This is a genomic window from Plantibacter sp., from assembly GCF_059073635.1.
Window position 1 is genome coordinate 833,611 of sequence record NZ_JCACOF010000010.1, and the last position, 25,205, is coordinate 858,815.

The 25,205-nt window shown below is 71.4% G+C and carries 22 protein-coding genes and 1 pseudogene; 10 read left to right on the forward strand and 13 right to left on the reverse strand.

Features of this window, described 5'->3' with window-relative positions:
• Positions 1-10: 10 nt before the first annotated feature.
• The 4 genes from AC5JOC_RS16060 (at position 11) to AC5JOC_RS16075 (ending at position 4,845) form a co-directional block, all read left to right on the forward strand.
• Positions 11-979 carry an NAD-dependent epimerase/dehydratase family protein gene (locus AC5JOC_RS16060; RefSeq protein ID WP_159879869.1) on the forward strand — a complete coding sequence of 323 codons (969 nt, stop codon included), beginning with the start codon at positions 11-13 and terminating at the stop codon, positions 977-979.
• 14 nt (positions 980-993) lie between these two features.
• Positions 994-1,935, forward strand: a complete 942-nt coding sequence (locus AC5JOC_RS16065; protein ID WP_124769998.1) for a 5-dehydro-4-deoxyglucarate dehydratase — start codon at positions 994-996, stop codon at positions 1,933-1,935.
• 2 nt (positions 1,936-1,937) lie between these two features.
• A complete protein-coding gene (locus tag AC5JOC_RS16070; RefSeq protein ID WP_494246812.1) occupies positions 1,938-3,032 on the forward strand; it encodes a mandelate racemase/muconate lactonizing enzyme family protein in 1,095 nt (364 codons plus the stop codon).
• Between the two features lie 82 nt (positions 3,033-3,114).
• Positions 3,115-4,845, forward strand: a complete 1,731-nt coding sequence (locus tag AC5JOC_RS16075) for an aldehyde dehydrogenase (NADP(+)) (RefSeq protein WP_494246813.1) — start codon at positions 3,115-3,117, stop codon at positions 4,843-4,845.
• 532 nt (positions 4,846-5,377) lie between these two features.
• Here the strand turns inward: AC5JOC_RS16075 and AC5JOC_RS16080 are convergent.
• Positions 5,378-5,968, reverse strand: a complete 591-nt coding sequence (locus tag AC5JOC_RS16080; RefSeq protein WP_494246814.1) for a dienelactone hydrolase family protein — start codon at positions 5,966-5,968, stop codon at positions 5,378-5,380.
• Between the two features lie 55 nt (positions 5,969-6,023).
• On the opposite strand from AC5JOC_RS16080, the gene AC5JOC_RS16085 reads away from it, so the two are divergent.
• Positions 6,024-6,497 carry a hypothetical protein gene (locus AC5JOC_RS16085; protein WP_494246815.1) on the forward strand — a complete coding sequence of 158 codons (474 nt, stop codon included), beginning with the start codon at positions 6,024-6,026 and terminating at the stop codon, positions 6,495-6,497.
• 390 nt (positions 6,498-6,887) lie between these two features.
• Here the strand turns inward: AC5JOC_RS16085 and AC5JOC_RS16090 are convergent, their stop codons facing one another.
• From AC5JOC_RS16090 to AC5JOC_RS16115, 6 genes and pseudogenes are all read right to left on the reverse strand, one after another.
• Positions 6,888-8,249 (reverse strand): Gfo/Idh/MocA family protein, encoded by a 1,362-nt coding sequence (locus AC5JOC_RS16090; protein WP_430893670.1) that lies wholly within the window; start codon positions 8,247-8,249, stop codon positions 6,888-6,890.
• Complete coding sequence (locus AC5JOC_RS16095; RefSeq protein ID WP_494246901.1) at positions 8,246-8,818, reverse strand: DUF6807 family protein; 573 nt, start codon at positions 8,816-8,818, stop codon at positions 8,246-8,248. Before AC5JOC_RS16095 ends, AC5JOC_RS16090 begins: the two co-directional genes overlap by 4 nt.
• Positions 8,819-8,930: 112 nt before the next feature.
• Positions 8,931-9,257 (reverse strand): annotated as a pseudogene (locus AC5JOC_RS16100) (DUF6807 family protein); the annotation flags it as partial.
• A gap of 96 nt (positions 9,258-9,353) precedes the next feature.
• Positions 9,354-10,667 (reverse strand): ABC transporter substrate-binding protein, encoded by a 1,314-nt coding sequence (locus AC5JOC_RS16105; RefSeq protein ID WP_124767322.1) that lies wholly within the window; start codon positions 10,665-10,667, stop codon positions 9,354-9,356.
• Between the two features lie 117 nt (positions 10,668-10,784).
• Entirely contained in the window at positions 10,785-11,711 is a 927-nt protein-coding gene (locus tag AC5JOC_RS16110) for a carbohydrate ABC transporter permease (protein WP_079706749.1), read from the reverse strand.
• A complete protein-coding gene (locus tag AC5JOC_RS16115; protein WP_079706748.1) occupies positions 11,704-12,660 on the reverse strand; it encodes a carbohydrate ABC transporter permease in 957 nt (318 codons plus the stop codon). Before AC5JOC_RS16115 ends, AC5JOC_RS16110 begins: the two co-directional genes overlap by 8 nt.
• 358 nt (positions 12,661-13,018) lie before the next feature.
• Here AC5JOC_RS16115 and AC5JOC_RS16120 point away from each other — a divergent pair, with 358 nt between their 5' ends.
• From AC5JOC_RS16120 to AC5JOC_RS16135, 4 genes are all read left to right on the forward strand, one after another.
• The gene (locus AC5JOC_RS16120) at positions 13,019-14,188 is read left to right on the forward strand and encodes a Gfo/Idh/MocA family protein (RefSeq protein ID WP_192006443.1); all 1,170 of its coding nucleotides are present in this window, start codon (positions 13,019-13,021) and stop codon (positions 14,186-14,188) included.
• Entirely contained in the window at positions 14,185-15,372 is a 1,188-nt protein-coding gene (locus AC5JOC_RS16125) for a dihydrodipicolinate synthase family protein (RefSeq protein ID WP_494246816.1), read from the forward strand. The genes AC5JOC_RS16120 and AC5JOC_RS16125 overlap by 4 nt, the downstream gene beginning before the upstream one ends.
• Positions 15,373-15,499: 127 nt before the next feature.
• Entirely contained in the window at positions 15,500-16,330 is an 831-nt protein-coding gene (locus AC5JOC_RS16130; protein ID WP_494246902.1) for a sugar phosphate isomerase/epimerase family protein, read from the forward strand.
• A gap of 59 nt (positions 16,331-16,389) precedes the next feature.
• The gene (locus tag AC5JOC_RS16135) at positions 16,390-17,439 is read left to right on the forward strand and encodes a LacI family DNA-binding transcriptional regulator (RefSeq protein WP_085512707.1); all 1,050 of its coding nucleotides are present in this window, start codon (positions 16,390-16,392) and stop codon (positions 17,437-17,439) included.
• 296 nt (positions 17,440-17,735) lie between these two features.
• On the opposite strand, the gene AC5JOC_RS16140 is transcribed toward AC5JOC_RS16135, so the two are convergent.
• The 6 genes from AC5JOC_RS16140 to AC5JOC_RS16165 form a co-directional block, all read right to left on the reverse strand.
• Positions 17,736-18,623 carry a DarT ssDNA thymidine ADP-ribosyltransferase family protein gene (locus tag AC5JOC_RS16140; protein WP_124767325.1) on the reverse strand — a complete coding sequence of 296 codons (888 nt, stop codon included), beginning with the start codon at positions 18,621-18,623 and terminating at the stop codon, positions 17,736-17,738.
• A gap of 116 nt (positions 18,624-18,739) precedes the next feature.
• Complete coding sequence (locus tag AC5JOC_RS16145; RefSeq protein WP_494246817.1) at positions 18,740-19,306, reverse strand: DUF1648 domain-containing protein; 567 nt, start codon at positions 19,304-19,306, stop codon at positions 18,740-18,742.
• Between the two features lie 171 nt (positions 19,307-19,477).
• Positions 19,478-20,983: an MFS transporter gene (locus AC5JOC_RS16150; RefSeq protein WP_481133074.1), complete on the reverse strand. Its 1,506-nt coding sequence runs from the start codon at positions 20,981-20,983 to the stop codon at positions 19,478-19,480.
• Positions 20,984-21,143: 160 nt separating this feature from the next.
• Positions 21,144-22,322 (reverse strand): cystathionine gamma-synthase, encoded by a 1,179-nt coding sequence (locus AC5JOC_RS16155; RefSeq protein WP_071258797.1) that lies wholly within the window; start codon positions 22,320-22,322, stop codon positions 21,144-21,146.
• Between the two features lie 133 nt (positions 22,323-22,455).
• Positions 22,456-23,820: a cystathionine beta-synthase gene (locus AC5JOC_RS16160; protein ID WP_064295706.1), complete on the reverse strand. Its 1,365-nt coding sequence runs from the start codon at positions 23,818-23,820 to the stop codon at positions 22,456-22,458.
• Between the two features lie 195 nt (positions 23,821-24,015).
• Complete coding sequence (locus AC5JOC_RS16165) at positions 24,016-24,321, reverse strand: hypothetical protein (protein ID WP_494246818.1); 306 nt, start codon at positions 24,319-24,321, stop codon at positions 24,016-24,018.
• 174 nt (positions 24,322-24,495) lie between these two features.
• Between AC5JOC_RS16165 and AC5JOC_RS16170 the strand changes: the two genes are divergently transcribed.
• Positions 24,496-25,173 (forward strand): metal-dependent transcriptional regulator, encoded by a 678-nt coding sequence (locus AC5JOC_RS16170; RefSeq protein ID WP_079706739.1) that lies wholly within the window; start codon positions 24,496-24,498, stop codon positions 25,171-25,173.
• The last annotated feature ends 32 nt before the right edge of the window (positions 25,174-25,205 follow it).

A 25,205-nucleotide genomic window follows, 5' to 3' on the forward strand; every position in this document is an offset into this window, starting at 1 on the left:
GAGGACACCGATGCGCATCATCGTCACCGGCGGTGCAGGACGACTCGGGCGGAGCGTCGCGAGCGCCCTCGCCCAAGCAGGCCACGAGGTCGTCTCCGTCGATCGGACCGACCCCGGACTCCCCGGTGTCGAGGGCCGGACCGCAGACCTCCTCGACCACGATGCGACCCACGAGCTCTTCGCCACCCTGCGGCCCGACGCCGTGGTGCACCTGGCGGCGATCGCGGTGCCGTTCAGCGCGCCGGAGCACGTCATCCTGGCGACCAACCAGACGCTCGCCTTCACCGCCCTCACCGCCGGGATCGCCGCCGGGGCGACCAGGCTGCTGGCCGCGAGCAGCCCGACCGTCATCGGCTACGGCGCCCCGCACGGGTGGACGCCCGAGGCGCTCCCCATCACCGAGGAGCACCGGGTCGCCCCGTGGAACGCCTACGCGCTGTCGAAGGTCGCGATCGAGTCGACGGTCGCGATGCTCGCCCGAGCCCACGGCGACGCCGTCGTGACCGGTGCGTTCCGGCCGTGCTTCGTCGTCTCCCCGGAGGAGTGGGAGGGCGCGCCGACGCAGCAGGGGCACACCATCGTCGACCGGCTCGCCGATCCCGCACTCGCGGCCGTCTCCCTCTACAACTACGTGGACGCGCGTGACGCCGGCCGGTTCGTCGCCGCCTGGATCGATCGTGCCGAAGCCCGACACTCCGGCGAGGTGTACTTCGTCGGCGCCGACGACGCCCTGGCCCTCGCACCCCTGTCCACCCTGCTGCCCGCGCAGGTCCCGAGCACCGCCGGATTCGCCGACGGACTCGTCGACCGAGCCGCCGCCTTCAGCAGCGCGAAGGCCACCGCCCACCTCGGGTGGCGCCCGGAGCACGACTGGCGATCCGCACTCAGCCCCGCCGAGGCGGCCCGGCTCACCGATCTGCTCGCCGCCGACACCGGCCGGCCGGCCACCACTCCTGTTCCAGCCCCAGCCCCACGATGACGAGGACCTCCACCATGCCAGCACCGCTCGCCTTCGACGGCGTCCTGTACTTCCCGATCACCCCCTTCGACGCCGCGGGCGAGGTCGACCTTGGGCTCCTCGGCACCCACCTCGAGTCGCGACTCGAACACCGGCCCGGTGGGGTGTTCCCCGCCTGCGGCACCGGCGAGCTGCACGCGATGTCGCCGTCGGAGGCCGCCCGCGTCGTCCGGCGGACCGTCGAGGTCGTCGACGGCGCCGTCCCGGTCATCGGTGGCGCCGGAGGAGGCGTGGCGACCGCCAAGGAACTCGCGGTGGCCGCCGAAGAGGCGGGAGCCGACGCGATCCTGCTCATGCCGCCGTACCTCGTCTCCGGGCCGGCGGCCGGTCTGCAGGCGTACGTCGAGGACGTCCTCTCGGCGACGAGCCTCCCGGCGATCGTCTACCACCGGAACAACGCCCGGTACACGACGGCGACGATGCGCCACCTCGCCCGCAACCCGCAGGTCGTCGGTTTCAAGGACGGCGTCGGCGACGTCGCGGCCGCCCAGGACATCGTGCTGGCGGTGCACGAGGAGGGACGCGATGACTTCGCCTTCTTCAACGGCCTCCTCACCGCCGAGCTCACGCAGGCCGCCTACCGCGGCATCGGCATCCCGCTCTACTCCTCGGCCGTCTTCGCCATGCTGCCCGAGCTCGCGACGCTGTTCTACCGCGCGTACACCGAGCACGACGAACCGCTGCGCGAGCGCCTGCTCCGCGAGTTCTACCGGCCGCTGGTCGCCCTCCGCGACGAGACCCCCGGCTTCGCCGTGTCGCTCATCAAGGCCGGCGTCCGGCTCGGCGGCCTGCCGGTCGGTTCCGTGCGGTCGCCCTTCGTCGATCCGACCCCCGAGCAGACCGACCGCCTGGAGGCACTCCTCGCGACCGGTGCCGACCTCGTCGCCGAGCACGCGACGCTGGCCGCAGGGCGCTGACGATGCCCGGGATCGCCTCCATCACCACCTCGCTCGGCCGGTTCGCCATGCCGCGCCCCTGGGTGCCCGAAGCCCCGTGGCTGCATCTCATCCGCGTGGACGTCGTCGACGACGAGGGGGCGACCGGGTCGGGCTTCACGTGGACGCCGACCATCGGAGCCACGGCCGTCCGGGCGTTGCTCGACGACGACATCTCCGCCGCCGCCGTCGGATCGACGACCGACCCCGAAGCGCTGTGGCCCCGGTTGTGGGCGCATCTGCACGAGGCCGGTGGCGGCGGGATCACGACGATCGCGCTCGCCGGGCTCGACACCGCGCTCTGGGACCTCCGTGGACGACGGGCCGGGCTCGGGCTCTCCGACCTCCTCGGCCGTCGACGCGACACGGTCCGGGCGTACGGCAGCGGCGTGAACCTCCACCTCGACGCCGCCTCGCTCGCCGCGCAGGTCGAGCGGTGGATCGCGGCGGGCTACGACGCCGTCAAGATCAAGGTCGGCAAGCCCGACCTCGCCGAGGACGTCGACCGCGTGACGATGGTGCGCGAACTGCTCGGACCGGACCGCCGGCTCATGATCGACGCGAACCAGCGCTGGGACGTCGACCAAGCGGTCTCGTCCCTGGAACGGCTCGGTGTCGTCGACCCGGCCTGGATCGAGGAGCCGCTGCGCTCCGACGACACCGCGGGATACGAACGGCTGCGTCAGGCGACCGACATCCCGATCGCTCTGGGCGAGAACGTGCACACGATCCACCGGTTCCGCGACCTCGTCGACCGTGGCGTCGCCGACGTCCTGCAACCGAACGTGGTCCGCGTCGGCGGCATCACCCCCTTCCTCGCGATCGCCGCGCTCGTCGACGACGCCGGGCTGACGCTCGCGCCGCACCTGCTCCCCGACCTCTCCGGACAGCTCGCCCTCGCCCTCCCGCAGCGCACCGAGGTCGAGGACGTCGAGGACGCGGGCTTCGTCGCGATCGGCGCCATCGACCCGCCCGGGCCGGTCACCATCGCCGAGGGCCGGGTGCAGGTCGAGCAGCGACCCGGCCTCGGCTTCGTGATCCGCGACCGGGCCGCGGAGACCACTGCCGTCGCGCACTGACCCCGTCCGCCGCCCGGCCCGCCGGCCGACCAGACGCCCAAATCATCACCTGTCGCATCCGCATCCTCGAGGAGCCATCACCATGCACGACACCGACCACAGCACCGGCACGATCGACCACACCACCCCCGCCAGGGCGCGCACCGACGACCCGAACGGCGTCGGCGGCCGTATCGACGACACCGACGGCAACGACGGCGACGGACGGCAACGACGGCAACGACGGCAACGACAACGGTACCGACGGCCGCGGCAACGGCAACGAGCACGCAGCAGCAGCAGCAGCGTGGGCCCCGGCGGCGGCACCGTCACGCCCGCAGGTCACGCTGGCGACGCCGCGTCCGGCGCGGGACGTGCCGCCGTTCCGACCGTCGACGACGTCGGCGCGGCAGCAGCCGCGGCCTCCTCCGAGCTCGCATCCACGGTGCCCTCGACCCGGGCCGCCTGGCTCGAGGCCGTCGCCGACGCCCTCGACGCCCGGGTCGACGAGCTCGTCGCACTCGCCGACGAGGAGTCCCACCTCGGAACCACGCGCCTCACGGGCGAGGTCGCGCGGACGACGGGCCAGCTGCGACTGTTCGCCGCCGTCCTCCGCGACGGGGCCTTCCTCGAGGTCGTCATCGACCACGCTGACGCCTCCGCCACCCCGCCCAAGCCGGAGCTGCGACGGATGCTCCGGCCGACGGGACCGGTGGCGGTCTTCAGCGCGTCGAACTTCCCGTTCGCGTTCTCGGTCGCCGGCGGCGACACGGCGTCGGCGCTGGCGGCCGGATGTCCGGTCATCGTCAAAGCGCACTCCGCCCACCCGCGACTCTCCCGGCTGACCGCGGCGATCGTGGTCGAGGCGTTGCGCTCGGCCGGCGCCCCGGACGGCACGTTCGCGCTCGTCGAGGGTCGCGAGCAGGGCACCGCCCTCGTGCAGCATCCGGCGATCACCGCGGTCGGGTTCACGGGCTCACTCGCCGGCGGGCGCGCACTGTTCGACCTGGCGTCGCAGCGGCCGGCCCCGATCCCGTTCTACGGCGAGCTCGGCAGCACGAACCCGGTCGTCATCACCGCGGCCGCACTGCAGGGCGAGGCGGCGGCGGACCTCGCGCGTGGGCTGGCGGCGTCGTTCACGCTCGGTGTGGGGCAGTTCTGCACGAACCCCGGTCTCGTCCTCGTGCCGAGCGGCAGCGGGTTCGCCGAGCTCGTCGCGCAGGCCGCGGCGGACACCGTCGCCGGGCGCATGCTCACGCCGGGCATCGCCGAGGCGTATGCCGCGGGCACCGCTCGCGCCGCCGGCCATCCCGGGGTGCGGACGCTCCTCGGCGGCGAGACGGCGGCTGCGGATTCCGGCGTTCCGACCGTCCTCGCGACCACCGCCGCGACGGTGCTCGACGCGCCCGACGTCCTGCTCGAGGAGATCTTCGGGCCGGCGACGCTCGTCATCGAGGTCGCCGACGACGCCGAGCTGCACGCGGTCCTGGCCGAGGTCGGTGGCGCGCTCACGGCGACCGTGCACGCGGCGCCCGGTGAGGACGTCACCGGTCTCGTGTCACGGCTCGAGCCGATCGCCGGCCGGGTGCTCTTCGGTGGCTGGCCGACGGGTGTCGCGGTCGGCTGGGCGCAGCACCACGGCGGACCGTGGCCGGCGACGACCTCGCTCCACACCTCGGTGGGTGCGTCGGCGGTGCGCCGCTTCCAACGTCCGATCGTCTACCAGGACGCACCCGAGCGTGTGCTCCCCGAGGCCCTGCACGAGGCGAACCCGCTCCGTCTCCCCCGCCGCGTCGACGGCGTCCTCGAGCTCCCCGCCGCAGCCCGCGCCTGACCACCGTCCGGTCCGTCCCCAACTCAGGACTCCCCCGGCGCGCCGCCGCAGCCCGGGCACGACACACCCGAGGTCTCCTGAGTTGGGGACACCCCGACCAACCACACCCACCCCGTTCACAACTCAGGACGCACCCGGCGCGCCACCGCGACCACCAGCACCCGCTCCCGAGCGCCCGCAACACAGCCGCAACCCGTCCCTGAATTGCGAACACCGATCAACCCACCGTCCCCAACTCAGGACTCCCCCGGCGCGCCGCCGCACAGCCCAGCGGCCCGACACGACCGCGACGACGTCTCCTGAGATTGGGGACACCCCGACCGACTCCACACCCACGCCCACGTTCACAACTCAGGACGCACCCGGCGCGCCGTGCGCCACAGCACCCGCCCCGGGCCCGACACGCCGCACCCGTCCTGAATTGCGAACACCGTGACCACCGTCCCCAACTCAGGACTCCCCCGGCGTGCCGCTCCAGCCCGGGCACGACACACCGGACGTCTCCTGAGTTGGGGACGAATACCAGGGCGAGTCAGGCGAGGGCGGCGGCGAGCCAGGCGCGCAGCTCGGCCTGCATCGGTGCCGACCAACTGTGCGGTTCGTCGTGGAAGGTGCCCGTGTAGGCCGAGCGCTCGCCACCGGACCGGTACCGCTCCGTGAGGATCGCGTGCGCTTCACGCATGCCCGCCGGCTCGAAGAGCTCGTCGCGCTCGGCGTACTGGACGAGCAGCGGCAAGCGGGGGCGCAGGGATGCGAGCTCCGGCCAGTCACCGACCCGCGACAGCCCCGGTGAGAGGAACGACCACGAGTGCTGATCGGCGTGCCCGTCGAGCACACCGTCGAACGTCGACATCATCGCGACCACGCCGGCAGCACGGATCCGGTCGTCCATGGCTGCGAGCAGAACGGCCCGGGCACCGCCACCGGAGAGACCGAAGCACGCGACGGCTCCGGAACGGACCCCGGGCGCGGCCGCCAGCTGGTCGAGCGCGATGAGGTCGTCGCGGAGGACGAGACCGGCGAGCGAGGTGCCCAGGACGCCCAGCTCCTTCGCGAGCTGCGGCTCGTTGGCCGCCGCGAGGAGCTCGGACCGCTGCCCGGGCGACACCGCCGCGGCCTCCATCCCCGCGCTGCACCGACGCGGCCCGACGACCGGCGAGCTGCAGGTCGACGGTCCGATGGAAGCGTTCGGCGACGGCCTCGTCCGGGATCCGCCGGGAGCCCCACCCGAACGCATCGTGGACGAGCACGGCGAACCCGTCGCGCGCGAGGTCGGACGCGACGGCGCGGCCTCCGTAGTAGCGGTCGCGGAACGCCTGCAACTCCTCGCGCGTGACGGCCGAGGTGGCAGGGACACCATCGGGTCCGTCAGCGAGTTTCTCCCGCCCGACGCGCGTGAACCCACCGTGGTCGTGCAGGGCCAGCGCACCCGGGAGCACGCCGGTCTCGCCGGCCGGCCGCAGGAGCCACGCCGACGTCGACGCGCCGAACCCGGTCGACCAGCGGAGTTCGACCCCGTCGACGCCGTCGCGGGTCCAGCTGCCGAGCTCCTCGGGCGGCTCGGGCTGCGCCGGTCGCGGGAGGACACCGAGGACCTCGGCGAGGCGCGTGCGCGTGGCGCCGAGCGATCCGGTCTGCCCGGGTTACTCTGATGCCCCGGATCGACTCGCGGAACCGGGCGGCGAGCGCCCGCAGATCGGGGTCGCGCGCAGGTGGAGGTGTGACCGGTCGGGACCGCACCTCGACGGGCTCGGTGACCGGGACATGGTCCACGACCGGGACGTGGCTAGCGACCGGGACGCCGACCGGTACGGGACCGTCCCGCAAGGCAGCATCCGGGGCCGGGACCGACCCTGTCCGGGACCGCACCTCGACAGGCTCGGTGACCGGGACAGGCTCGGCGACCGGGACGGGCTCAGCGACCGGAACAGTCTCACCGGCCGGGACGGACTCGGTGATCTGGGCGGGCTCGGTCACCGGCTCAGCGGCCGGGGTCGACCCGACGTCCGCGTCAGCGCCGGTGCCGGCCTCCGGGCCGGAGCTCACGGCGCGATCGTCGCGACCGGACGCCCGGTCAGCAGCGACTCGTTCCCGGCGATGCCGACCGAGATCGCCCGCACGCCGTCGTCGTAGCCGGCGGGCCGTCCCAGTTCGTCCTCGGTGACGCGGTCGAACAGGTGCCGCAGCAGGAACGCGTCGCCGCCGCCGTGTCCGCCGACGCCCTCGGGGATCTCGATCTCGCGGGCCTCCTCCCAGTGGCGTTGCAGCACGAGGCGTTCCCCGCGCGAGCGCACCGGCGCGACGGACGCGGCGCCGTCCGCGGTCTCGCCGTCGCCGCTCAGGCTCGGGTCGAGGACGACGCGCCCGTCGGCCCCCACGAGCACGGCGGCGCGCTCCACGACCTCGAGCTCGACCCTGCCCTCCGTCCCGTTGATGGCGACGCGATACCCCTCCCACGGCGCGTGGGCGTTCAGGGAGTAGCTGAGCGAGGCGCCACCGTCGTACTCGACGAGGACGGACAGGTTGTCCTCGATGTCGATCCCGGGCGAGAAGACGTCGCGGTCGCGCAGGTACCCGTCGTGCTGCTCGGCCCGCAGGTAGAGCGACTCGAGCCGCGGGTCGTCACGGAGGTCGAGGGCGAACGGGTCGTTCGAGCGCCCGCGAGCCGCCGCCTCGGCGTCGTCCGGCACCGATCCACGCCCGGGACGCCCCGCGAGCCCGCGCTCGGCCGCGTTGGCGTCACCGTAGAAGCGGAGTCCTCCGGTGGCGTAGACGGAGGCCGGCCGAGCCCCGATCCACCAGTTGACGAGGTCGAAGTGATGCGACGCCTTGTGGATGAGGAGCCCGCCGGAGTGCTCCTTCTCGCGGTGCCAGCGACGGAAGTAGTCGGCGCCGTGCACGGTGTCGAGCACCCACTCGAAGTGCACGCTCGTCACCCGTCCGATCCCACCGTCCTGCACGATGCGGCGCAGCTCCGAGTTCCGCGGGCTGTAGCGGTAGTTGAAGGTCGTCACGACGTTCCGGCCGCTCTCGGCGACGGCCGCTGCAATGCGCTCGACGCCCTCACGGTCGATGGTGAGCGGCTTCTCGACGACGACGTCGGCACCGGCGAGGAGCGCGCGCGAGACGATCTCGGCGTGCGTGAAGTCGGGGGTCGTCACGATCACCCGGTCGACGCGCTGCTCGGCGATGAGCCGCTCGACGTCGTCAGGGCCGTATCGAGCCGGCAGCGCGACACCCTGCTCGGCGAGGACCGCCTCGTAGTGGTCGAGCCGGCCGGGGTTGCTGTCGCTCCAGGCGACGAGCTCGGCGACGTCGGCGTGCGGGCCGACGATGGCGTCGAGGTACATCTGCGAGCGGTGTCCGGTGCCGATGAGGGCGTAGCGTTCGCGGGTCGTGGTCATGCGTGTGGGTCCTTCCGGGTCGGTGCGGCGGGCGCTGTGGTCGGCGCGCTGTCGTGGTGATCGGCACGGCCCGAACGCGACCGTTCGAGCGCGTCTCGACCTGATGCGGCGAGCGCCGCGGCCCGGCCGTCCCCGGCTGCACCGTCGGCGACGACGACGGCGTAGCGGAACTCGAGGGTCTCGTCGGCTCCGAAGGGCAGCTCCTCGCTGAAGAACGGGGCCGGGCAGAGGCCGGCGAACTCCTCGGTGCGCGCGAACCACTGCGGCGGGTGCGCGGGGTTCCGCACGTCGTCGACGATGACGATGCTCGACGCCGCGGCCGTTCCGTCGTGGAGGCCGGTGAACCCCATCCACGCGTGGCGGGTGCCGCGGAGCTCCTCACCGCCGCTCCCGTCGGGGGTGTGCAGGGTGCCGCCGGTGAAGGATCGCGGGCCGCGCCAGAAGAGCCCGCCGTAGCCGGCGTTCTCCCGCCCCTTCGTCGTGGGCGATCCGATCGACAGGTCCCGGCCGGAGACGTTGCGCATCCGGGTCTCGAAGGTCAGCGTCCAGTCGCCGGCGGCCGGTCGCACGGTGAGCGCGCGCTCCTCGTCGACGAGGTGCCGACCGTCCTCCGTGATCCACGCTGAGCGTGTGCGCGAACCGCACCTCGCCCGGGTCGGCACGGGCGTCCGTGACCGCGACGTGCTCGGAGCGACCGTTGTTCGCGAGTTGTTCGTAGGCGGTCCCGGTGAAGGTCGGGCCGCCCCAGAAGTTGTCGTCGCCGACGTGCGGGAGGGCCCAGGCGATCCCGGTGTGCCAGACGTGGTCGTGCGGTCTGGCCAGCGTCACGAGTGCTCCGCCGGCGGTCCGCACCGGGTGGAGATACGGCTTCGGCGACTCGCGCTGGACCGTGTCCGGACGGTAGGTGTACCGCAGGATGTCGATCCCGTCGAGGTGCACGGTGATGGCCGAACCGACCTCGTGCGTCAGCGCGAGACCGGTCGGACGGGGGCGGTGGTCGGTGGTCACGGGATCCCCTCGGATGAAGCGGTGGTGGAGCTGCCGATCGACAGGCTCAGGGACCGAACGTCGGTTCCCTGAGCCTGTCGAAGGGCTGTGGCAGGATCAGCCGGCTGCGACGGCGGCCTTGAGGTCCTTGATGAACCCCTCGGCGGCCTGGTCGGGCGTGTTCTTCCCGAAGAGGACCTGCTCGGTGTACTGCTTGACGAGCGCCTCGATCGCGCTGCCACCGGCAGGCGTGACGGTCGGCGGCTCACCGATGTCGTCGGCGAGCCCGTCGAGGAACTCGACGACCGCCTGGTCGGTCTCGGCCAGCTTCGGCGTGATGTATTCGCGGATCTTCGTGTTGGCCGGGACGCCGCGCTCGGTGAGGAGCGAGTCGGCCGCGGTCTCGCTGTTGGCGAGGAAGTCGATGAACAGCGCAGCCTCGGCGGGGTGCTCGGTCCGGGCGGACGCCGACCAGTACATCGACGGCTTGTAGTACGCGGAACCATCGGCGCCGCCGTCCACCGTCGGCACCCGCAGGAGCTCGAGCGGCGACCCGCTCGCCTCGGTCAGGGCCGTCAGCTGGCTGTTCCACCAGGGGGCGAACGCGGCCGAGTTGGTCGCGGTGAAGGACTCGGCGAGCCCACCGGCCTGCTTCTCGATGATCGCGGAGGGCGACGGCGTCGCTCCCGCGTTCACGAGGTCGAGGAGGTAGGTCCACCAGGAGGACAGGGTCTCCGGCTTGATGGACACCTCGCCCTTGTCGTTGTACAGCTCGTCGCCGTGCTGACGGGCCCAGTTGTTCAGGCCGCCGTCCTCGAAGCCGAAGGGCTGGAAGCCGTAGATCGATCCGCCACCGGCTGCCGAGACCTGCTCGCTCAGCTCGGTGAAGTCGTCCCACGTCCAGGTCTCGTCGTCGGGCATCTCGATGCCGGCCGAGGCGAGGAGGTCGGGGTTCACGACGAAGGAGTAGCTCGTGATGCCCGAGGGGACGCCGTAGAGCGAGTCGTTGACCGTGCCGGACGTCAGCGTCTCCTTGGGGAAGTCGCCGAGGTCGAGCTGGTCGGTGACCGTGTTCAGGTCGAGGAGCGCGCCCCGGTCGCCGTAGGTGGCGATGTACTTCTCGTCCATCTGGATGATGTCGGGGGTGTCGTTCGCCGCCGTCTCGGTGGCGAGCTTGTCCCAGTAGCCGGCCCAGTCCGTGAACTGCGGCTCGATGGTGATGTTCGGATACTCCTTCTCGAAGGCCGCGATGACCTCCTGGGTGGCCGCCGTACGGGCGTCGTTGCCCCACCAGGTGAAGCGGAGGGTGACGGGCTCGTCGGACAGTTCGGTGGCGGCGTCGCCCCCGGCGCTGCAGCCGGCGAGGAGGAGGGCCGCGACGGCTCCCGTCGCGATGAAGCCGGCGGCTCTGCCGTGCTTGCTGATGCTCATGCTGTTCCCTTTCGAATCGATCGATCCGGATCCGGAGCTGCTGGATCCGGTGGTGCTGGGTCTGGTGCTGGTGGTCTGGTGCGGGTGCTTCGGTGGTGCTGGTCGGTGGGTCGGGCCTCACTTGCCGCCGGTCGTCGCGATGCCCTTCAACAGGAACCGCTGACCGAACAGGAAGACGAGGAAGATCGGCAGGAGCGAGACGACACTCATGGCGAACATCGGCCCCCACGAGGTGGAGGATTGCGCGTCCATGAACGCCCGGAGGGCGAGCGGCACCGTGTACATCTCCGGTTTCGTCAGGTACAGGAGCTGACTGAAGAAGTCGTTCCAGGTCCAGATGAAGGTGAAGATGGCGGTCGTCGCGAGCGCCGGCACCATGAGCGGCAGGATGATGACCCCGAAGATGCGGGCGTGACCGCAGCCGTCGATGCGGGCCGCCTCGTCGAGTTCCTTCGGGATGCCGCGGATGAACTGCACCATGAGGAAGACGAAGAACGCGTCGGTGGCGAGGATCTTCGGCAGGATCAGCGGCAGGTACGTGTTCACGAAGCCGAGCTGGGAGAACATGATGTACTGCGGCACGATGATGACGTGGATCGGCAGCATGAGCGTCATGAGCATCGCCGCGAACCACCAGCGCTTGCCGCTGAACTTCAGCCGGGCGAAGGCGTAGGCGGCCATCGAGCAGGACACGAGGTTGCCGACGATGCAGCCGAGGACGATGAGCACGGAGTTCAGCAGGAACACGTGGAACGGCTCGGAGAGGGTGTTCCAGCCCTCGCTGTAGTTGCTCACCTCGAAGCTGTCGAGGACGATGCCGGGGTTCCGGAAGATCTCCTCCGTCGGGCGGAGCGAGGAGACGACGAGCCAGATCACCGGGTAGAGCATGATGAAGCCGACGAGGATCAGGCCGATGTGCTTCAGGACCGACTTCCAGGGCGACCACCCACGAGCGCGGCGGTACTGGCGTTCGGCTTCCTTGGCCTCGCGACTGCGGTTCTTGCTGTCCGTCGTGATGGACCGTGTGGTCAGCGTGTCAGTCATCGTAGTTCACCCAGTATTTCGAGGCCCAGAAGTTGATCGCGGTGAAGACTCCGATGATGAGGAGCAGGAACCAGGCCATGGCCGAGGCGTAGCCCATGTCGAAGTTCGAGAAGCCGCGGTTGTAGAGGTACAGCGTGTAGAAGAGCGTCGAGTCGGCCGGGCCGCCCGTTCCGCCCGACACGATGAAGGCCTGCGTGAAGGCCTGGAACGCGTGGATGATCTGCAGCACGAGGTTGAAGAAGATGATCGGGGTGAGCAGCGGCAGGGTGATCTTGGTGAAGCGCTGCCACTTCGTCGCGCCGTCCATCTGCGCCGCCTCGTGGTACATGACGGGGATCTGGCGGAGACCGGCGAGGAAGATCACCATCGGTGCGCCGAAGGTCCACACGTTGAGCGTGATGAGCGTGGAGAGGGCGGTCGACGGGTCGGCGATCCAGCTGCGTCCCTCGATCCCGAAGATCGCGATGAACTGGTTCACGAGGCCTTCGCCGCCGAACACCTGCTTCCACAGCACCGCGATGGCGACGGAGGAGCCGAGGAGCGACGGCAGGTAGTACACGGACCGGTAGATCGCGAGGCCACGGAGACCGCGGTCGAGCAGGGCGGCCAGGGCCAGTGCCGCGGCGAGCTGGAGCGGCACCGACACGAAGACGTACACGAACGTGACACCGAGCGAGTTGTGGAGCCGCTCATCGCCCATCATGCGGATGAAGTTGTCGAGGCCGATGAACTTCGGCGCCTGCAGCAGGTTGTACTTCGTGAAGGACAGCGCGAGCGAGGCGACCATCGGACCGACGGTGATGACGGCGAGTCCGATGAGCCACGGGAGGAGGAACAGGTAGGCGGCCTTGTTGTCGCGGCGGTTGTCCTTCTTGATGAAGGCCTTCTCGGCCGCCGTCTGCGGGCGCTTGCCGGCGCTGAGCTTGCGGAGCTCGCCGAGCGCGCTCACCGAACACCCCTCGCGAGTGTCGTCCTGGGCGCTCCTGGAGTTGCACGGACCACGTCGGACCTCCTTGTCGATCGTCGTTGATGACTTCCCGGAAAGCGTTTCCCGGCTGAGCTGCATCAAGTTCTATCACGGCCCCGTCGGACGATGCAACGATTCAATCCGCATCCGTGTCCGATCTGTGATCACCTGCGACCGAATCGGTTCGAACGCTTGCCTTGACCGCGCGCGCCGTTCTACAGTGACCCGGTAAACGCTTTCCGGATGGCCCGCGGCCGCCGGGACCGGAACACGAACCAGAGGAAGAGCCACCGTGTCAGAGCAGACCATCGGGATCATCGTCAACGGCGCCACCGGGCGCATGGGCTACCGGCAGCACCTCGTGCGCTCGCTGCTGGCCATCCAGGAGCAGGGCGGTGTGCAGCTGTCCGACGGCACCCGACGCCAGATCGAGTTGATCCTCGTCGGCCGCAACCAGGCGACCCTCGACGAGCTCGCCACGCGTCATGGCATCGAGCACACCTCGACCGACCTCGACGCGGTCCTCGCCGACCCCCGCTGGGACATCTACGCCGACTTCCTCGTCACGAAGGCCCGCGCCACCGCGCTGCGCAAGGCGATCGCGGCCGGCAAGACCATCTACACCGAGAAGCCGACGGCGGAGACCTTCGAGGAGGCGCTGGAACTCGCACGCCTCGCCGCCGAGGCGGGCGTGAAGAACGGCGTCGTGCACGACAAGCTCTACCTGCCGGGGCTGCGCAAGCTCAAGCGCCTCATCGACTCGGGCTTCTTCGGTCGGATCCTCTCCGTCCGTGGCGAGTTCGGCTACTGGGTGTTCGAGGGCGACTGGCAGCCGGCGCAGCGCCCGAGCTGGAACTACCGGGCCGAGGACGGCGGCGGCATCGTCGTCGACATGTTCCCGCACTGGAGCTACGTGCTCGAGAACCTCTTCGGTCGGGTCGAGTCGGTGTATGCGAAGGCGACGACGCACATCCCCGAGCGCTTCGACGAGCGGGGCGAGGCCTACGCGGCCACCGCCGACGACGCCGCCTACGGGGTCTTCGAGCTCGAGGGCGGCGTGATCGCCCAGCTCAACTCCAGCTGGACGGTGCGCGTCGACCGCGACGAGCTCGTGCAGTTCCAGGTCGACGGCACGCATGGCTCCGCCGTCGCCGGCCTCTTCGGCTGCAAGGTGCAGCCGCGGAACGTCACCCCGAAGCCGGTGTGGAACCCCGACCTCGCCGACGACCACGACTACGCGGGCGACTGGCAGGACGTGCCGACGAACGACGTGTTCGAGAACGGCTTCAAGACGCAGTGGGAGGAGTTCCTCCGCCACGTCGTCGAGGACGGCCCCTACGAGTACGACCTGCTCGCCGGCGCGCGCGGCGTCCTGCTCGCGGAGCTCGGCCTCGAGAGCTCGCGCACCGGCCGCCGCCTCGACCTGCCCGAGGTGACGCTCGGAAGCGCGGGCGACACCGCCGGCGCGGACGAGGAGCTGGCGTCGCTCGAGGCCTCGGTCGCACGATGACGTCCGTCCCGCTGCTCTCGACCGACGGCACGGTCACCGCGCTGGAGCTCCGCGAGCCCGTCGTGGCCGAGCGCCCGACCACTCCCCTGACGAGCCGCACCGCCTACGCCGCGGCGCACGTCGTCCCGACGGCCTGGGGCGACAACGTGCCGGGCGCGCCCGCCGAGCTCGACTGGGACGCGACGCTCGCCTACCGCCACCACGTGTGGTCGTACGGCCTCGGCGTCGCGGACGCGATGGACACCGCCCAGCGGAACATGGGGCTCGACACCGCCGCCACGCGCGAGCTGATCACCCGGAGCGCCGCCGAGGCCGCCTCCGTCGGCGGCGCGCTCGTCGTCGGCGTCAACACCGACCACCTCGCCGACGAGACCGTCTCGCTCGACGCGGTCGCCGACGCCTACCTCGAACAACTCGCGTTCGCCGAGGACGCGGGCGCCGGGACCGTGCTCATGGCCAGCCGACACCTGGCGAGGGCCGCGCAGTCCGCCGACGACTACCGTCGCGTCTACGACCGGGTCCTGTCGGCCGCGCAGTCGCCCGTGGTCCTGCACTGGCTCGGCACGGCGTTCGACCCGAGCCTGGAGGGCTACTTCGGCTCCAGCGACGTCGCCGAGGCCTCGGACACCCTGCTGCGCATCATGACCGACCACGTCGACCACGTCGCCGGGGTCAAGATGAGCCTCCTCGACGCCGACGCGGAGATCGCCGTCCGACGTCGCCTCCCGGCCGGCACGACGATGTTCACCGGGGACGACTTCAACTACGTCGACCTCATCGCCGGAGACGCGGTCGGACACTCCGACGCCCTGCTCGGCGCGTTCACCGCGATCGCTCCGGCCGCGTCCGCCGCGATCCAGGCGCTCGACGCCGGCGACCCGGCCGCCTACGAGCGGATCCTCCGACCGACCGAGGCCCTGTCGCGGCAGATCTTCGCCGCGCCGACCTACTACTACAAGACGGGCATCGCCTTCCTCAGCTGGTTGAACGGCCACCAGCCGGCGTTCTCGATGGTCGGCGGCTTGCACGCGGCCCGGAGCCTGCCGCACCTGTCGGAGATCGTGCGCCTCGCCGACGCGGCCGGCGCACTCGAGCACCCGGAGCTCGCCGCCGAGCGCTGGACGGGCCTGCTGCGCACGGCCGGTGTCGTCGGCACGCTGACCACTGCGGGAGGAGCCCGATGAGCACCACCGCCCTTCGACAGGCTCAGGGACCGGCGGGACAAGCCGAGGGACCGGCGGGACAAGCTCAGGGACCGGCGAGCGGCCAGCACTCACCCCGCACCCGCGACTCTCGGTCAACCAGGCCACGATCAAGTACGCCACCCTCCCGGAGGCGGTCGCAGCCGTCACGGCGGCCGGTGTCACGAGCTTCGGCGCCTGGCGCGAGCCGGTGCAGGAGTACGGCGTCGCCGCCTCGGCGAGCCTCCTCACGGACAGCGGCCTGCGTGTCTCGAGCCTGTGCCGTGGTGGCTTCTTCACCATGCCCGAGGGGCCGGCTCGCCGGACGTCGATCGACGACAACCGGACCGCGATCGACGAGGCCGCCGCCCTGGGCGCCCCGGCCCTCGTCCTCGTGGTCGGCGGCCTCCCGGCCGGATCCCGTGACCTCATCGGCGCCCGCGAACTCGTCCGAGACGCGATCGGTGAACTCACCGACCACGCGCTCGAGTCCGGCGTGCAGCTCGCCATCGAGCCGTTGCATCCGATGTACGCCTCGGACCGCGCGGTCGTCTCGACGCTCGGTCAGGCCCTCGACATCGCCGAGCAGTTCGCTCCGGAGGCCGTCGGAGTGGTCGTCGACACCTTCCACATCTGGTGGGACCCGCAGGTGCTCGAGCAGATCGCCCGCGCGGGCGCGACCGGTCGGATCTCCAGCTACCAGGCGTGCGACTGGGCGACGCCGCTCGCCGCGGACGTCCTCCTCTCCCGGCACTATCCGGGCGACGGCGTCGTCGACTTCGGCTCGCTCACCCGTGCCGTCGAGGCGGCGGGGTACACCGGCGACATCGAGGTCGAGCTCTTCAACCAGGACATCTGGGACAGCCCGTTCCAGCAGGTGGTGGATCGCACCGTCGACGCGTTCCAGGCGACGGTCGTCCCGCACCTCGACCACGACGACGACGCGATCCACCACCCCTGATCGCCGCGGCCGCCCTGTGGCAGAGTGTGTCTCAGCAGCCGCCAGTACGAAGGAGCGCCATGTCGGTCGACGAGCACCGGGCGACGCCGGTCCCACCGACGCTGCACGACGTCGCCCGTGAGGCGGGGGTCTCCCTCGCCACCGCGTCGCGCGCGCTCAACGGGAGCACCCGGACGGTCAACGAGACGTTCCGTCGGCGGGTCCTCGACGCCGCGCTCCGGCTGAACTACACGCCGAACCTGTCGGCCCAGGCGGTCGCGAAGGGGCTGTCGTCGACGATCTCGCTGCTCGTGAGCGACATCGCCGACCCGTACTTCTCGTCCATCGCGGCCGGGGCCATCCGCGCGGCCGACGAGCAGCGCATCGCCACGACCATGGCCGTCACGCACCGCGACCACGAGCGCGAACTCGAACTCGTGCGGGTGCTCCGCGGGCAGCGGCCACGCGCCATCATCCTGACGGGCAGTCGCTGGGACGGGGTCGCGTCGGAGCACCGGCTGTCGGATGAGCTCGCGGCCTACGAGTCGACGGGCGGACGCGTCGTCCTCGTCTCGCAGCGGACGCTCCCGTTCGCCACGGTGCAGCTCGGCAACGCGACCGGTGCCCGCGAGCTGGCCCGGGAACTCGTCGGTGCCGGGTACCGCCGGTTCGCCGTCATCGCCGGCGACGACCGCCTGCTCACCTCCCGCGAGCGCGTGAGCGGGTTCGCGGAGGGTTTGGCCGAGCACGGCATCGCGATCCATCCGTCGAGGATCGTCCGGGCCGAGTTCACCCGCGACGGCGGGCGCCAGGGCGCCGCCGAGCTCCTGCAGCTGGGACTCGACGACGTCGACCTGGTCTTCGCCGTCAACGACGTGATGGCGATCGGGGCGATGTCGGCGTTCCGCGCGGCCGGACTCCGCCTTCCCGAGGACCTCGCGGTCGCCGGCTACGACGACATCGCGACCTCCCGCGACGTCACCCCGGCGCTCACCACGGTCGCCGTGCCGCTCGAGGCGGTCGGTGAGCACGCCGTGCGGCTGGCGCTTGACCCGGCGACGGACAGCACGACGACGGAGCCCGTCGGCGCGACGGTCCTCCTCCGCGAGAGCACGCCGCCGCGCGCCTGACTCGCCAGTCCGTCTCCTCCCCCGGGGCGTTCACCGGGGCACAACTCCTGCAGCTCGCCCCGATCGGGGTGTGCAGCGTCCGACTCAGTGGCCCTGGGGCCATGCAGCAGGAGTTGCGGACAGCAGCACGCCCTGAGCCTGGTGTCCTCGGAAGGGGACGCGTTCACCTCCACACAGCCGAGGTGCGCACTCGTTCCCGCGCACAACTCCTGCTGAGGGCGGCAAGGCGGCCTGACACGGTGCCGGCAGCCGGGTTCCGGTGCCGTCCAGCAGGAGTTGTGAACGCGAGACAGCTGCTAGTCGGCGACGTGCTCCTGGAACCACGGCGTGTAGGCGGCGACCTTGGTGCGGTGGCCGGCGCCGGCGACGAGTCGCTTGACGTGCTCGCGGACGTTGACCGTCGCGACACCGATCACGGTGACGCGGTCGAACGGCACGGCGTCGGCGACGAGCACCTCGGCGCGTCGGAGGGCCGCGGGGTCCTCGTCGGTCGCGAAGCGCTGCACCATGCGGTCGGCGGTCATCGCGTTCGCGCCGATGCTCGTGAGCACGTGGGAGGCGTCACCGTCGGCGACCACGACCCGCGCGCGGGAGGGCCGGCCGGTGTCGGCGTCGAACTCGCCCGGGTGCACGGCTGCGCCGTCGATCGTGGTGACGAGCACGACGTAGTCGTTGACCGATGACGCGAACGCCTCGGCGGACAGACGGACGTCGTGCTCGCCCGCGCGGATGCCCGCCCAGAGGTCGGCGTCCGGGGTCAGGAAGAACGGGACGAAGTCGGCCGGCGTGAGGTCGTCGGTGCCGGCGAGCACCATCGTGCGTCGCGCTTCGCGGTGGCTCGCGGCGGCGATGTCGACGACCGGCCCGTCGGGGAGCGCCGGGGAGGCCACCGGCAGGATGCTACCGGTCTCGAGGATGCGCTCGAGATTGCGGATGTGGGTGACGTGGTACAGCCGCTGCTCGCCGACGCGCACCACGGGCAGCGCTGCCGCCGCCTTCGTCACCGTCTTCGTGGTGGCCGCGGTCCGCACGCGGGTCGGGGCCGGCTCGCGGAGCGAGGGAGCGACCGTCGACCGACGGACCTTGGGAGCGGGTGGTTCAGCGACCGGCACCTCGCGGGGCGGCGGCGGGAAGCAGGTCGCGCAGAGTCCGTTGTCGAAACCGTGTTTGCATTCGTCGCTCAAGAGAGTCCTTCTGCAGTCCGGCTCCGAGACACGAGGAGCGGGTCACTGGGGGGACGAGCCGAGACGTACGCATCAAGGGTACGCGGCTTCCGCACCCCTCGTGCACGCGGGCACCCTCAGGCGAGCCCGCGCTGCGCCCGGAACACCCGGACGCACGACACGGCGAGTGATCCGAAGAACGCCGCCATCAGCACCGGGAGCAGCCAGGGCGCCATCCACGCGGGCACGCCGAGCCAGGTGGTGAGTGCGACGACGGCGATGAGCGCGGCGGTCGCGATCGTCAGATCCCCCAGCAGTCGCCCGGTGGCGTCCAGCGTGGCAGCCGTCACCTCCGGACGAGGCGACAGTTGCGTGGACCACGTCGATGCAGTGGTCGGTGGGTGGGGGTCGACATCCGATCGGGTCGTGCCGGCGAGCGGTAGGCAGGCGGCGACGATCCAGAAGATCGCCACGACCGCGGCCCCGATGATGACCGGGAGCAGGAACCCGCCGAGACGCTTGTCCGACCAGGCGTCCGGCTGGAGTGCGGCGTCGAAGTGCACCGGCATCGGATCAGGAGCAGACGGATACACCACCAGGCCGACGACCAGCGTCGCCGCGACGATCACGAGTGCGACGAGATGCGGCCAGACCGGCGGTCGGCGAGGGGGCCACTCCGGGCGAGTGGTCGTCGGGTCCTGCATCCCACTCCTCATCTGCGCGAGCACCCTGGTGCGCACCCCAGGAATATCTGCATCAACCATACCCGATGCCCTGGTTCTCCACCTCGGGGCCGCCGCCTGGACACTGCAGCGATGCGTGGGCGACGCTACCCCCCACGCACCGCAGCACTACCCAGGCGACGGCGTCTCGGCTCACCCGGTCGCGCCTGGCTCCGCTGGTCGGCTCACCCGACGCGCGACGACGACCGCCACGACACCGGCGACCAGCGCGATCGCGAAGCATCCGGCGAACGCGACCCCGCCGGGAGCGATCCAGCCCAGCCCGGCGAACACACGGGAGCCGTCGAGTGCCGTGAACGCCAGCCCGGTCGCCGCGAGGGCGAGAGCACCGCCGATCGCGTCGCCGATCGACATCGCCGCGCTGTTGAACCCCTGCGAGCGCTCGTCGGAGTAGGCGAGCGTCATGACGCTGAGGCGCGGGAACATGAGGCCCATGCCGCCGCCGCTCACCACCCAGGCGACGATCGGCACCACCGGCGGCAGGCCGACGAGGGCGGCGGACAGGGCGATCGCGACGGCGACCGTGACGAGTGACGACCCGATCTGCACGGCGTTCGCATTCGACAGCCGGTCCCCGAGGCGCCCCTGCAACCAGGACGACAGCGACCACGCGATCGCCCCACCGGTGAGCGCGAGTCCGGCGAGCGCCGGCGTGAGCCCGTGCTCGCGGGTCAGCAGGTACGGCACGTACACCTCGGCGCCGAAGAACGCGGCGGAGGTCAGTCCGCGCACCAGGATGACCGTCGGGAGCCCGCGGCGTGCGGTGAGCGTGCCGAGCGGAATCAGGGGGCGGAGGGCGAGGATCGCGACCACGGCACCGACGACCGGGAGCGCCCAGGCGGTCCATCCCGAGAACTCCGTCGAGAGGTTGACCGCGAGGACCGCCGCCGCGACGAGCACCGCCCACCCGAGTCGACGCAGCTCCGCGCCCGTGCGCGCGACGGTGGCCACCTCGCCGCTCTCCTTCGCCGACTCCTCCTCGGCGGCCTGCCGCTCCGCGCGTTCGGTTGCGGAGGCGCGCAGCATCCGGAGGGCCGGCAGGAGGAGGAGCGTCGCGACGACCACGAGGCCGACGACCCCGAGGAAGACCCAGTGCCAGCTGAACCGCTCGGCGACCACCCCGGCGAGGAACGGCCCGATCAGGGAGGGGACCACCCAGGCGGCTGCGAACCCGGCGAAGATCCGCGGGTGCAGGGCCGGTGGGTAGATGCGGGCGACGAGGACGTACAGGGCGACGGTCATCGCTCCCGAACCGAGGCTCTGGACGAGGCGTCCGGCGACGACGGCCCACATGGTGGTCGCGGTTCCGGCCAGGAGGAGACCGATGAGGAACAGGACGACTGACGCGAGCAGCGGCTGGACCGGACCGATGCGGTCGGCGACCGAGCCCGCCGCGACCATGCCGATGACACTGACCGCGAGCGGGCCGGCGAAGGCGAGCGCGTAGAGCTGCTCGCCGCCGAGTTCCCCGCTCACGAGCGGCATGATCGTCGTGACGGCGAGGGACTCGAAGGCGCCGAGGAACACGAGCGCGCACGCACCGATGGTGACGAGGACGAACCGGCGGCTGAAGATCCCACGGTCGCGGGGCGTCGGGTCGGCTCCGGTCACGGGCTCGGGGGTCGTCGCTGTGGTCACGATTCCGAGCCTAGAACCTCAACGTGACTTGAGGTCAAGCGCTGACGAACCCCTGCCCGTTCACCATTCAGGACGTGCCCGGCGCGCCGTCGCCGATCGACGGGTTCGGCGCAGGACGCGCCGCAGCCTTCCTGAATTGCGAACGAGCCGGGACCGCCCGCTAGTGCTTGGCGCTCGCCTTCAGGACCTTCGCGAGCGCGCGGTCGAGGTCGGCGATGAGGTCGGCGACGTCCTCGATGCCGACCGACAGCCGGACGACGTTCTCGGGGACCGCCAGCTCCGTGCCCTTCACCGAGGCGTGCGTCATCTGCGCCGGCAGGCCGATGAGCGACTCGACGCCGCCGAGCGACTCGGCGAGCGCGAAGAGTTTCGTCTTCTCGACGAGGCGCGTGGCTGCAGCCGGGCCACCGACGAGCGCGAGCGACAGCATGCCGCCGAACCCGGACATCTGGCGGGCGGCGAGCTCGTGACCGGGGTGGCTCTCGAGGCCCGGGTAGTAGACGCGCTCGACGGCGGCGTGGCCGTCGAGGAACTCCGCGATCGCCTGCGCGTTCGCGCTGTGCTGGCGCATGCGCACCGCGAGGGTCTTGATGCCGCGGGTCGTGAGCCACGCGTCGAGCGGGGCCGAGACCGCGCCGGCGGCGAACTGCACGAAGCCGAGCTGCTCGGCGAGCTCGTCGTCGTTCATGATGATGGCGCCACCGAGGACGTCGGAGTGACCGCCGAGGTACTTGGTCGTCGAGTGCACGACGATGTCGGCCCCGAGCGAGAGCGGCTGCTGCAGCGCCGGCGAGGCGAAGGTGTTGTCCACGACGGAGAGCACCTCGTGGCGGTGCGCGAGGGCCGCGAGTGCCGCGATGTCGCTGATCTTCATGAGCGGGTTGCTCGGCGTCTCGACCCACAGCAGCTTCGTGCGGCCCGGGATGATCGCCGCTTCGACGGCCGCGAGGTCGCCGAGGTCCACGACCGTGTGCTCGATGCCCCAGGCGCCGTGCACCCGGTTGATCAGCCGGTAGGTGCCGCCGTAGACGTCGTTGCCGATGACGATGTGGTCGCCGGGGCGGAGGGCCGTGCGGATGAGCGCGTCCTCGGCGGCGAGGCCGGAGGCGAAGGAGAAGCCGTGCTTCGCACCCTCGAGCGCGGCGAGCTGCGTCTCGAGCGCCGTGCGGGTCGGGTTGGCGGAGCGGCTGTACTCGTAGCCGCCGCGGAGCCCGCCGACGCCGTCCTGGACGAAGGTCGACGTCTGGTAGATCGGCGGGATGATCGCCCCGGTGGTGGGGTCGAACTCCTGTCCGGCGTGGATGCTGCGGGTGGCGAAGCCGTGGTCGTGCTTGCTCATGGGTGACTCTTTCGGTTCAGGATTCGGGGAGGTGTCGGGGTGGGCGACCGGTCGGACTGGCCCGGTCACCGGGGTCGGGCGCGGTCGGGACATCGCCCGGACTCCGCCCACACGACCTGCATGCCGCCCACGCTCAACCCGCCAGGTAGGTGAGGAGGTCGTGCCGCGTGATGACGCCGATCGGCTTGCCGCCGTCGGTGACGAGGAACGCCGGGGCGGAACCGAGCGCCGCGCGCGCCGCCGGGATGGACTCACCGAGACCGATGAGCGGCAGCGGGTCGCCGACGAACGCGCTCGCGGCGTCGTTCATCTTGGCCGCGCCGCTGAAGACGGCGTCCATGAGGCTGGCCTCGTCGATCGCACCGACGACCTCGCCCATCACCACGGGCGGCTCGGCGCTCAGCACCGGGAGCTGCGAGACGCCGTACTCGGTCATGATGTCGACGACGTCGCGGACGGTGTCGCTCGGGTGCACGTGCACGAGGTCCGGCATCTCCGAGCCCTTGCCACGGAGGATGTCGCCCACCGTGCGGTCGTCGGCGACCTCGCTGAAGCCGTAGGACTGCAGCCAGGAGTCGTTGAAGATCTTGCCGAGGTAGCCGCGCCCGCCGTCGGGCAGGAGGACGACGACCACGGCCGACGCCGGGAGGTCGCGCGCCGCGACGAGGGCCGCCTGGACCGCCATGCCGCTGGAGCCGCCCACGAGCAGTCCCTCCTCACGGGCGAGGCGACGTGTCATCGCGAACGACTCGGCGTCGGTGACGGCGATGATCTCGTCGGGGATGGAGGGGTCGTACGCGGTCGGCCAGAAGTCCTCGCCGACGCCCTCGACGAGGTATGGACGCCCGGTGCCGCCCGAGTAGACGGAGCCCTCCGGGTCTGCGCCGATGATGCGCACGCCGCCCTCGGAGACCTCCTTGAGGTACTTGCCCGTCCCGGAGATGGTGCCTCCGGTGCCGACGCCCGCGACGAAGTGGGTGATCTCGCCCTCGGTGTCGCGCCAGATCTCGGGACCGGTCGACTCGTAGTGGCTGCGCGGCCCGTTCGGGTTCGCGTACTGGTTGGGCTTGAACGCGCCCGGGATCTCGGCGGTGAGGCGGTCGGACACGCTGTAGTACGAGTCGGGGCTGTCGGGAGCGACGGAGGTGGGCGTGACGACGATCTCCGCACCGTAGGCGGTGAGCACGTTCCGCTTGTCCTCGCCGACCTTGTCGGGCAGGACGAACACGCAGCGGTACCCGCGCTGCTGGGCGACGAGGGCGAGGCCGACGCCGGTGTTGCCGGAGGTGGGCTCGACGATCGTGCCGCCCGGCTTGAGGTCGCCCGACGCCTCGGCGGCGTCGATGATGCGCGTCGCGATGCGGTCCTTCGAGGAGCCGCCCGGGTTGAGGTACTCGACCTTGACGAGCACGGTGGCCGCGATGCCCTCGGTGACCCGGTTGAGCTTGACGAGGGGCGTGTTCCCGATGAGATCGAGGACGGAGTCTGCGTAGTTCATGTCTGCAATCTGTTCCTGTGGTGCGTCACCGCACGACTCTCGCGTGCGTCACCGGATGGCTGGGGCGGCTGAGGCGGCATCCCGGGCAGGGACGGTTCAGCGGGGACAGCAGGAACACGACAGGCGGAGACGCATGCTGACCACCCTACCCGGCGAGTGCAGGGAACGCAGCCGGATGACGGGGCCGATCCGACGTCAGTGGATCGCGACGAGTCGCTGCCGCGGACCGAGTGCCGAGACAGCCGAGGACACCAGCCGGACGGCGAGGGTCAGCACCATGAGGACACCGATGACCGTGAGCACGACCGCGGCGAGCAGCAGCACCGCGACGAGCGCCGGGAGCCGGCGCAGCGCGAGCTCGACCGGGCGACGACGGGGTGTCCCGTCCGCCCCGGGTGCCTCCAGGTGGCCTTCGCCCGCCATGGCCGCGGCGACGAGTTCGAGCGTGGCACGCGCGCCGGATCCGAGCCGTGCGGTCGAGGTGCGCAGCGCCTGGGACATCGCGTGGCCCTTCTCGTCGGATGGATCGGTGTTCGCGGGTGCGAGGACTCGACCGTAGCAGTCGGGTGCCCTGTTCGGGGGTGCCGGTGCCCATTCTGCCAGGCGGGCGTGAACACCCGGTGGCCTGCCGACGGACGCATGATGGACGCGCACCGCGCTCCCTAGACTGGAGGCATGACCGTCTCCGGCCTCTCCGCCGTCTCCCAGGACTACCTCAAGACGATCTGGACGACCTCCGAGTGGGCCGACGAGTCGGCCACCGTCAAGCTGCTCGCGGATCGCATGGGTGTCCGTCCCGCGACCGCCTCCGACGCCGTGAAGCGACTCGCCGCCCAGGGACTCGTCGTGCACGAGCCCTACGGCAGCATCGAGCTCACCCCCGCCGGGCAGGCGCACGCGGTCGCGATGGTGCGGCGGCACCGGCTCATCGAGACCTTCCTCGTCGAGATGCTCGGCTACGGCTGGGACGAGGTCCACGACGAGGCGGAGATCCTCGAGCACGCGGCGAGCGACACGATGATCGAGCGCATCGACGCCGCGCTCGGCCACCCGATCCGCGATCCGCACGGCGACCCGATCCCCTCTGCCGACGGCACGCCGCACCGCCCGGACGCGGTCCGGTTGAACGAGGCGCCGTCCGACAGCCCACTGACGGTGTGCCGCATCTCGGACGCCGACCCGGAGACCCTCCGCCATCTGAGCACCCTCGGCATCGTCCTCGACACCGAACTCAGCGTGGACGACCACCGTGCGTTCGCGGGCGAACTGGAACTCCGGCTCACCGCCACCGGCACCCGCCTCACGCTCGGTCGCCTCGCCGCCGACGCCGTCTGGGTGACGGTCGTCGCCTGATCGCCGGCATCTCCGTTCGCCGATGTTCCGGC

Coding starts and splice junctions, on each gene's coding strand:
- AC5JOC_RS16060 (WP_159879869.1), top strand. CDS start 11: ATGCGCATCATCGTCACCGGCGGTGCAGGACGACTCGGGCGGAGCGTC.
- AC5JOC_RS16065 (WP_124769998.1), top strand. CDS start 994: ATGCCAGCACCGCTCGCCTTCGACGGCGTCCTGTACTTCCCGATCACC.
- AC5JOC_RS16070 (WP_494246812.1), top strand. CDS start 1,938: ATGCCCGGGATCGCCTCCATCACCACCTCGCTCGGCCGGTTCGCCATG.
- AC5JOC_RS16075 (WP_494246813.1), top strand. CDS start 3,115: ATGCACGACACCGACCACAGCACCGGCACGATCGACCACACCACCCCC.
- AC5JOC_RS16080 (WP_494246814.1), bottom strand. CDS start 5,968: ATGGAGGCCGCGGCGGTGTCGCCCGGGCAGCGGTCCGAGCTCCTCGCG.
- AC5JOC_RS16085 (WP_494246815.1), top strand. CDS start 6,024: ATGGAAGCGTTCGGCGACGGCCTCGTCCGGGATCCGCCGGGAGCCCCA.
- AC5JOC_RS16090 (WP_430893670.1), bottom strand. CDS start 8,249: ATGACCACGACCCGCGAACGCTACGCCCTCATCGGCACCGGACACCGC.
- AC5JOC_RS16105 (WP_124767322.1), bottom strand. CDS start 10,667: ATGAGCATCAGCAAGCACGGCAGAGCCGCCGGCTTCATCGCGACGGGA.
- AC5JOC_RS16110 (WP_079706749.1), bottom strand. CDS start 11,711: ATGACTGACACGCTGACCACACGGTCCATCACGACGGACAGCAAGAAC.
- AC5JOC_RS16120 (WP_192006443.1), top strand. CDS start 13,019: ATGGGCTACCGGCAGCACCTCGTGCGCTCGCTGCTGGCCATCCAGGAG.
- AC5JOC_RS16125 (WP_494246816.1), top strand. CDS start 14,185: ATGACGTCCGTCCCGCTGCTCTCGACCGACGGCACGGTCACCGCGCTG.
- AC5JOC_RS16135 (WP_085512707.1), top strand. CDS start 16,390: ATGTCGGTCGACGAGCACCGGGCGACGCCGGTCCCACCGACGCTGCAC.
- AC5JOC_RS16145 (WP_494246817.1), bottom strand. CDS start 19,306: ATGCAGGACCCGACGACCACTCGCCCGGAGTGGCCCCCTCGCCGACCG.
- AC5JOC_RS16155 (WP_071258797.1), bottom strand. CDS start 22,322: ATGAGCAAGCACGACCACGGCTTCGCCACCCGCAGCATCCACGCCGGA.
- AC5JOC_RS16160 (WP_064295706.1), bottom strand. CDS start 23,820: ATGAACTACGCAGACTCCGTCCTCGATCTCATCGGGAACACGCCCCTC.
- AC5JOC_RS16165 (WP_494246818.1), bottom strand. CDS start 24,321: ATGTCCCAGGCGCTGCGCACCTCGACCGCACGGCTCGGATCCGGCGCG.
- AC5JOC_RS16170 (WP_079706739.1), top strand. CDS start 24,496: ATGACCGTCTCCGGCCTCTCCGCCGTCTCCCAGGACTACCTCAAGACG.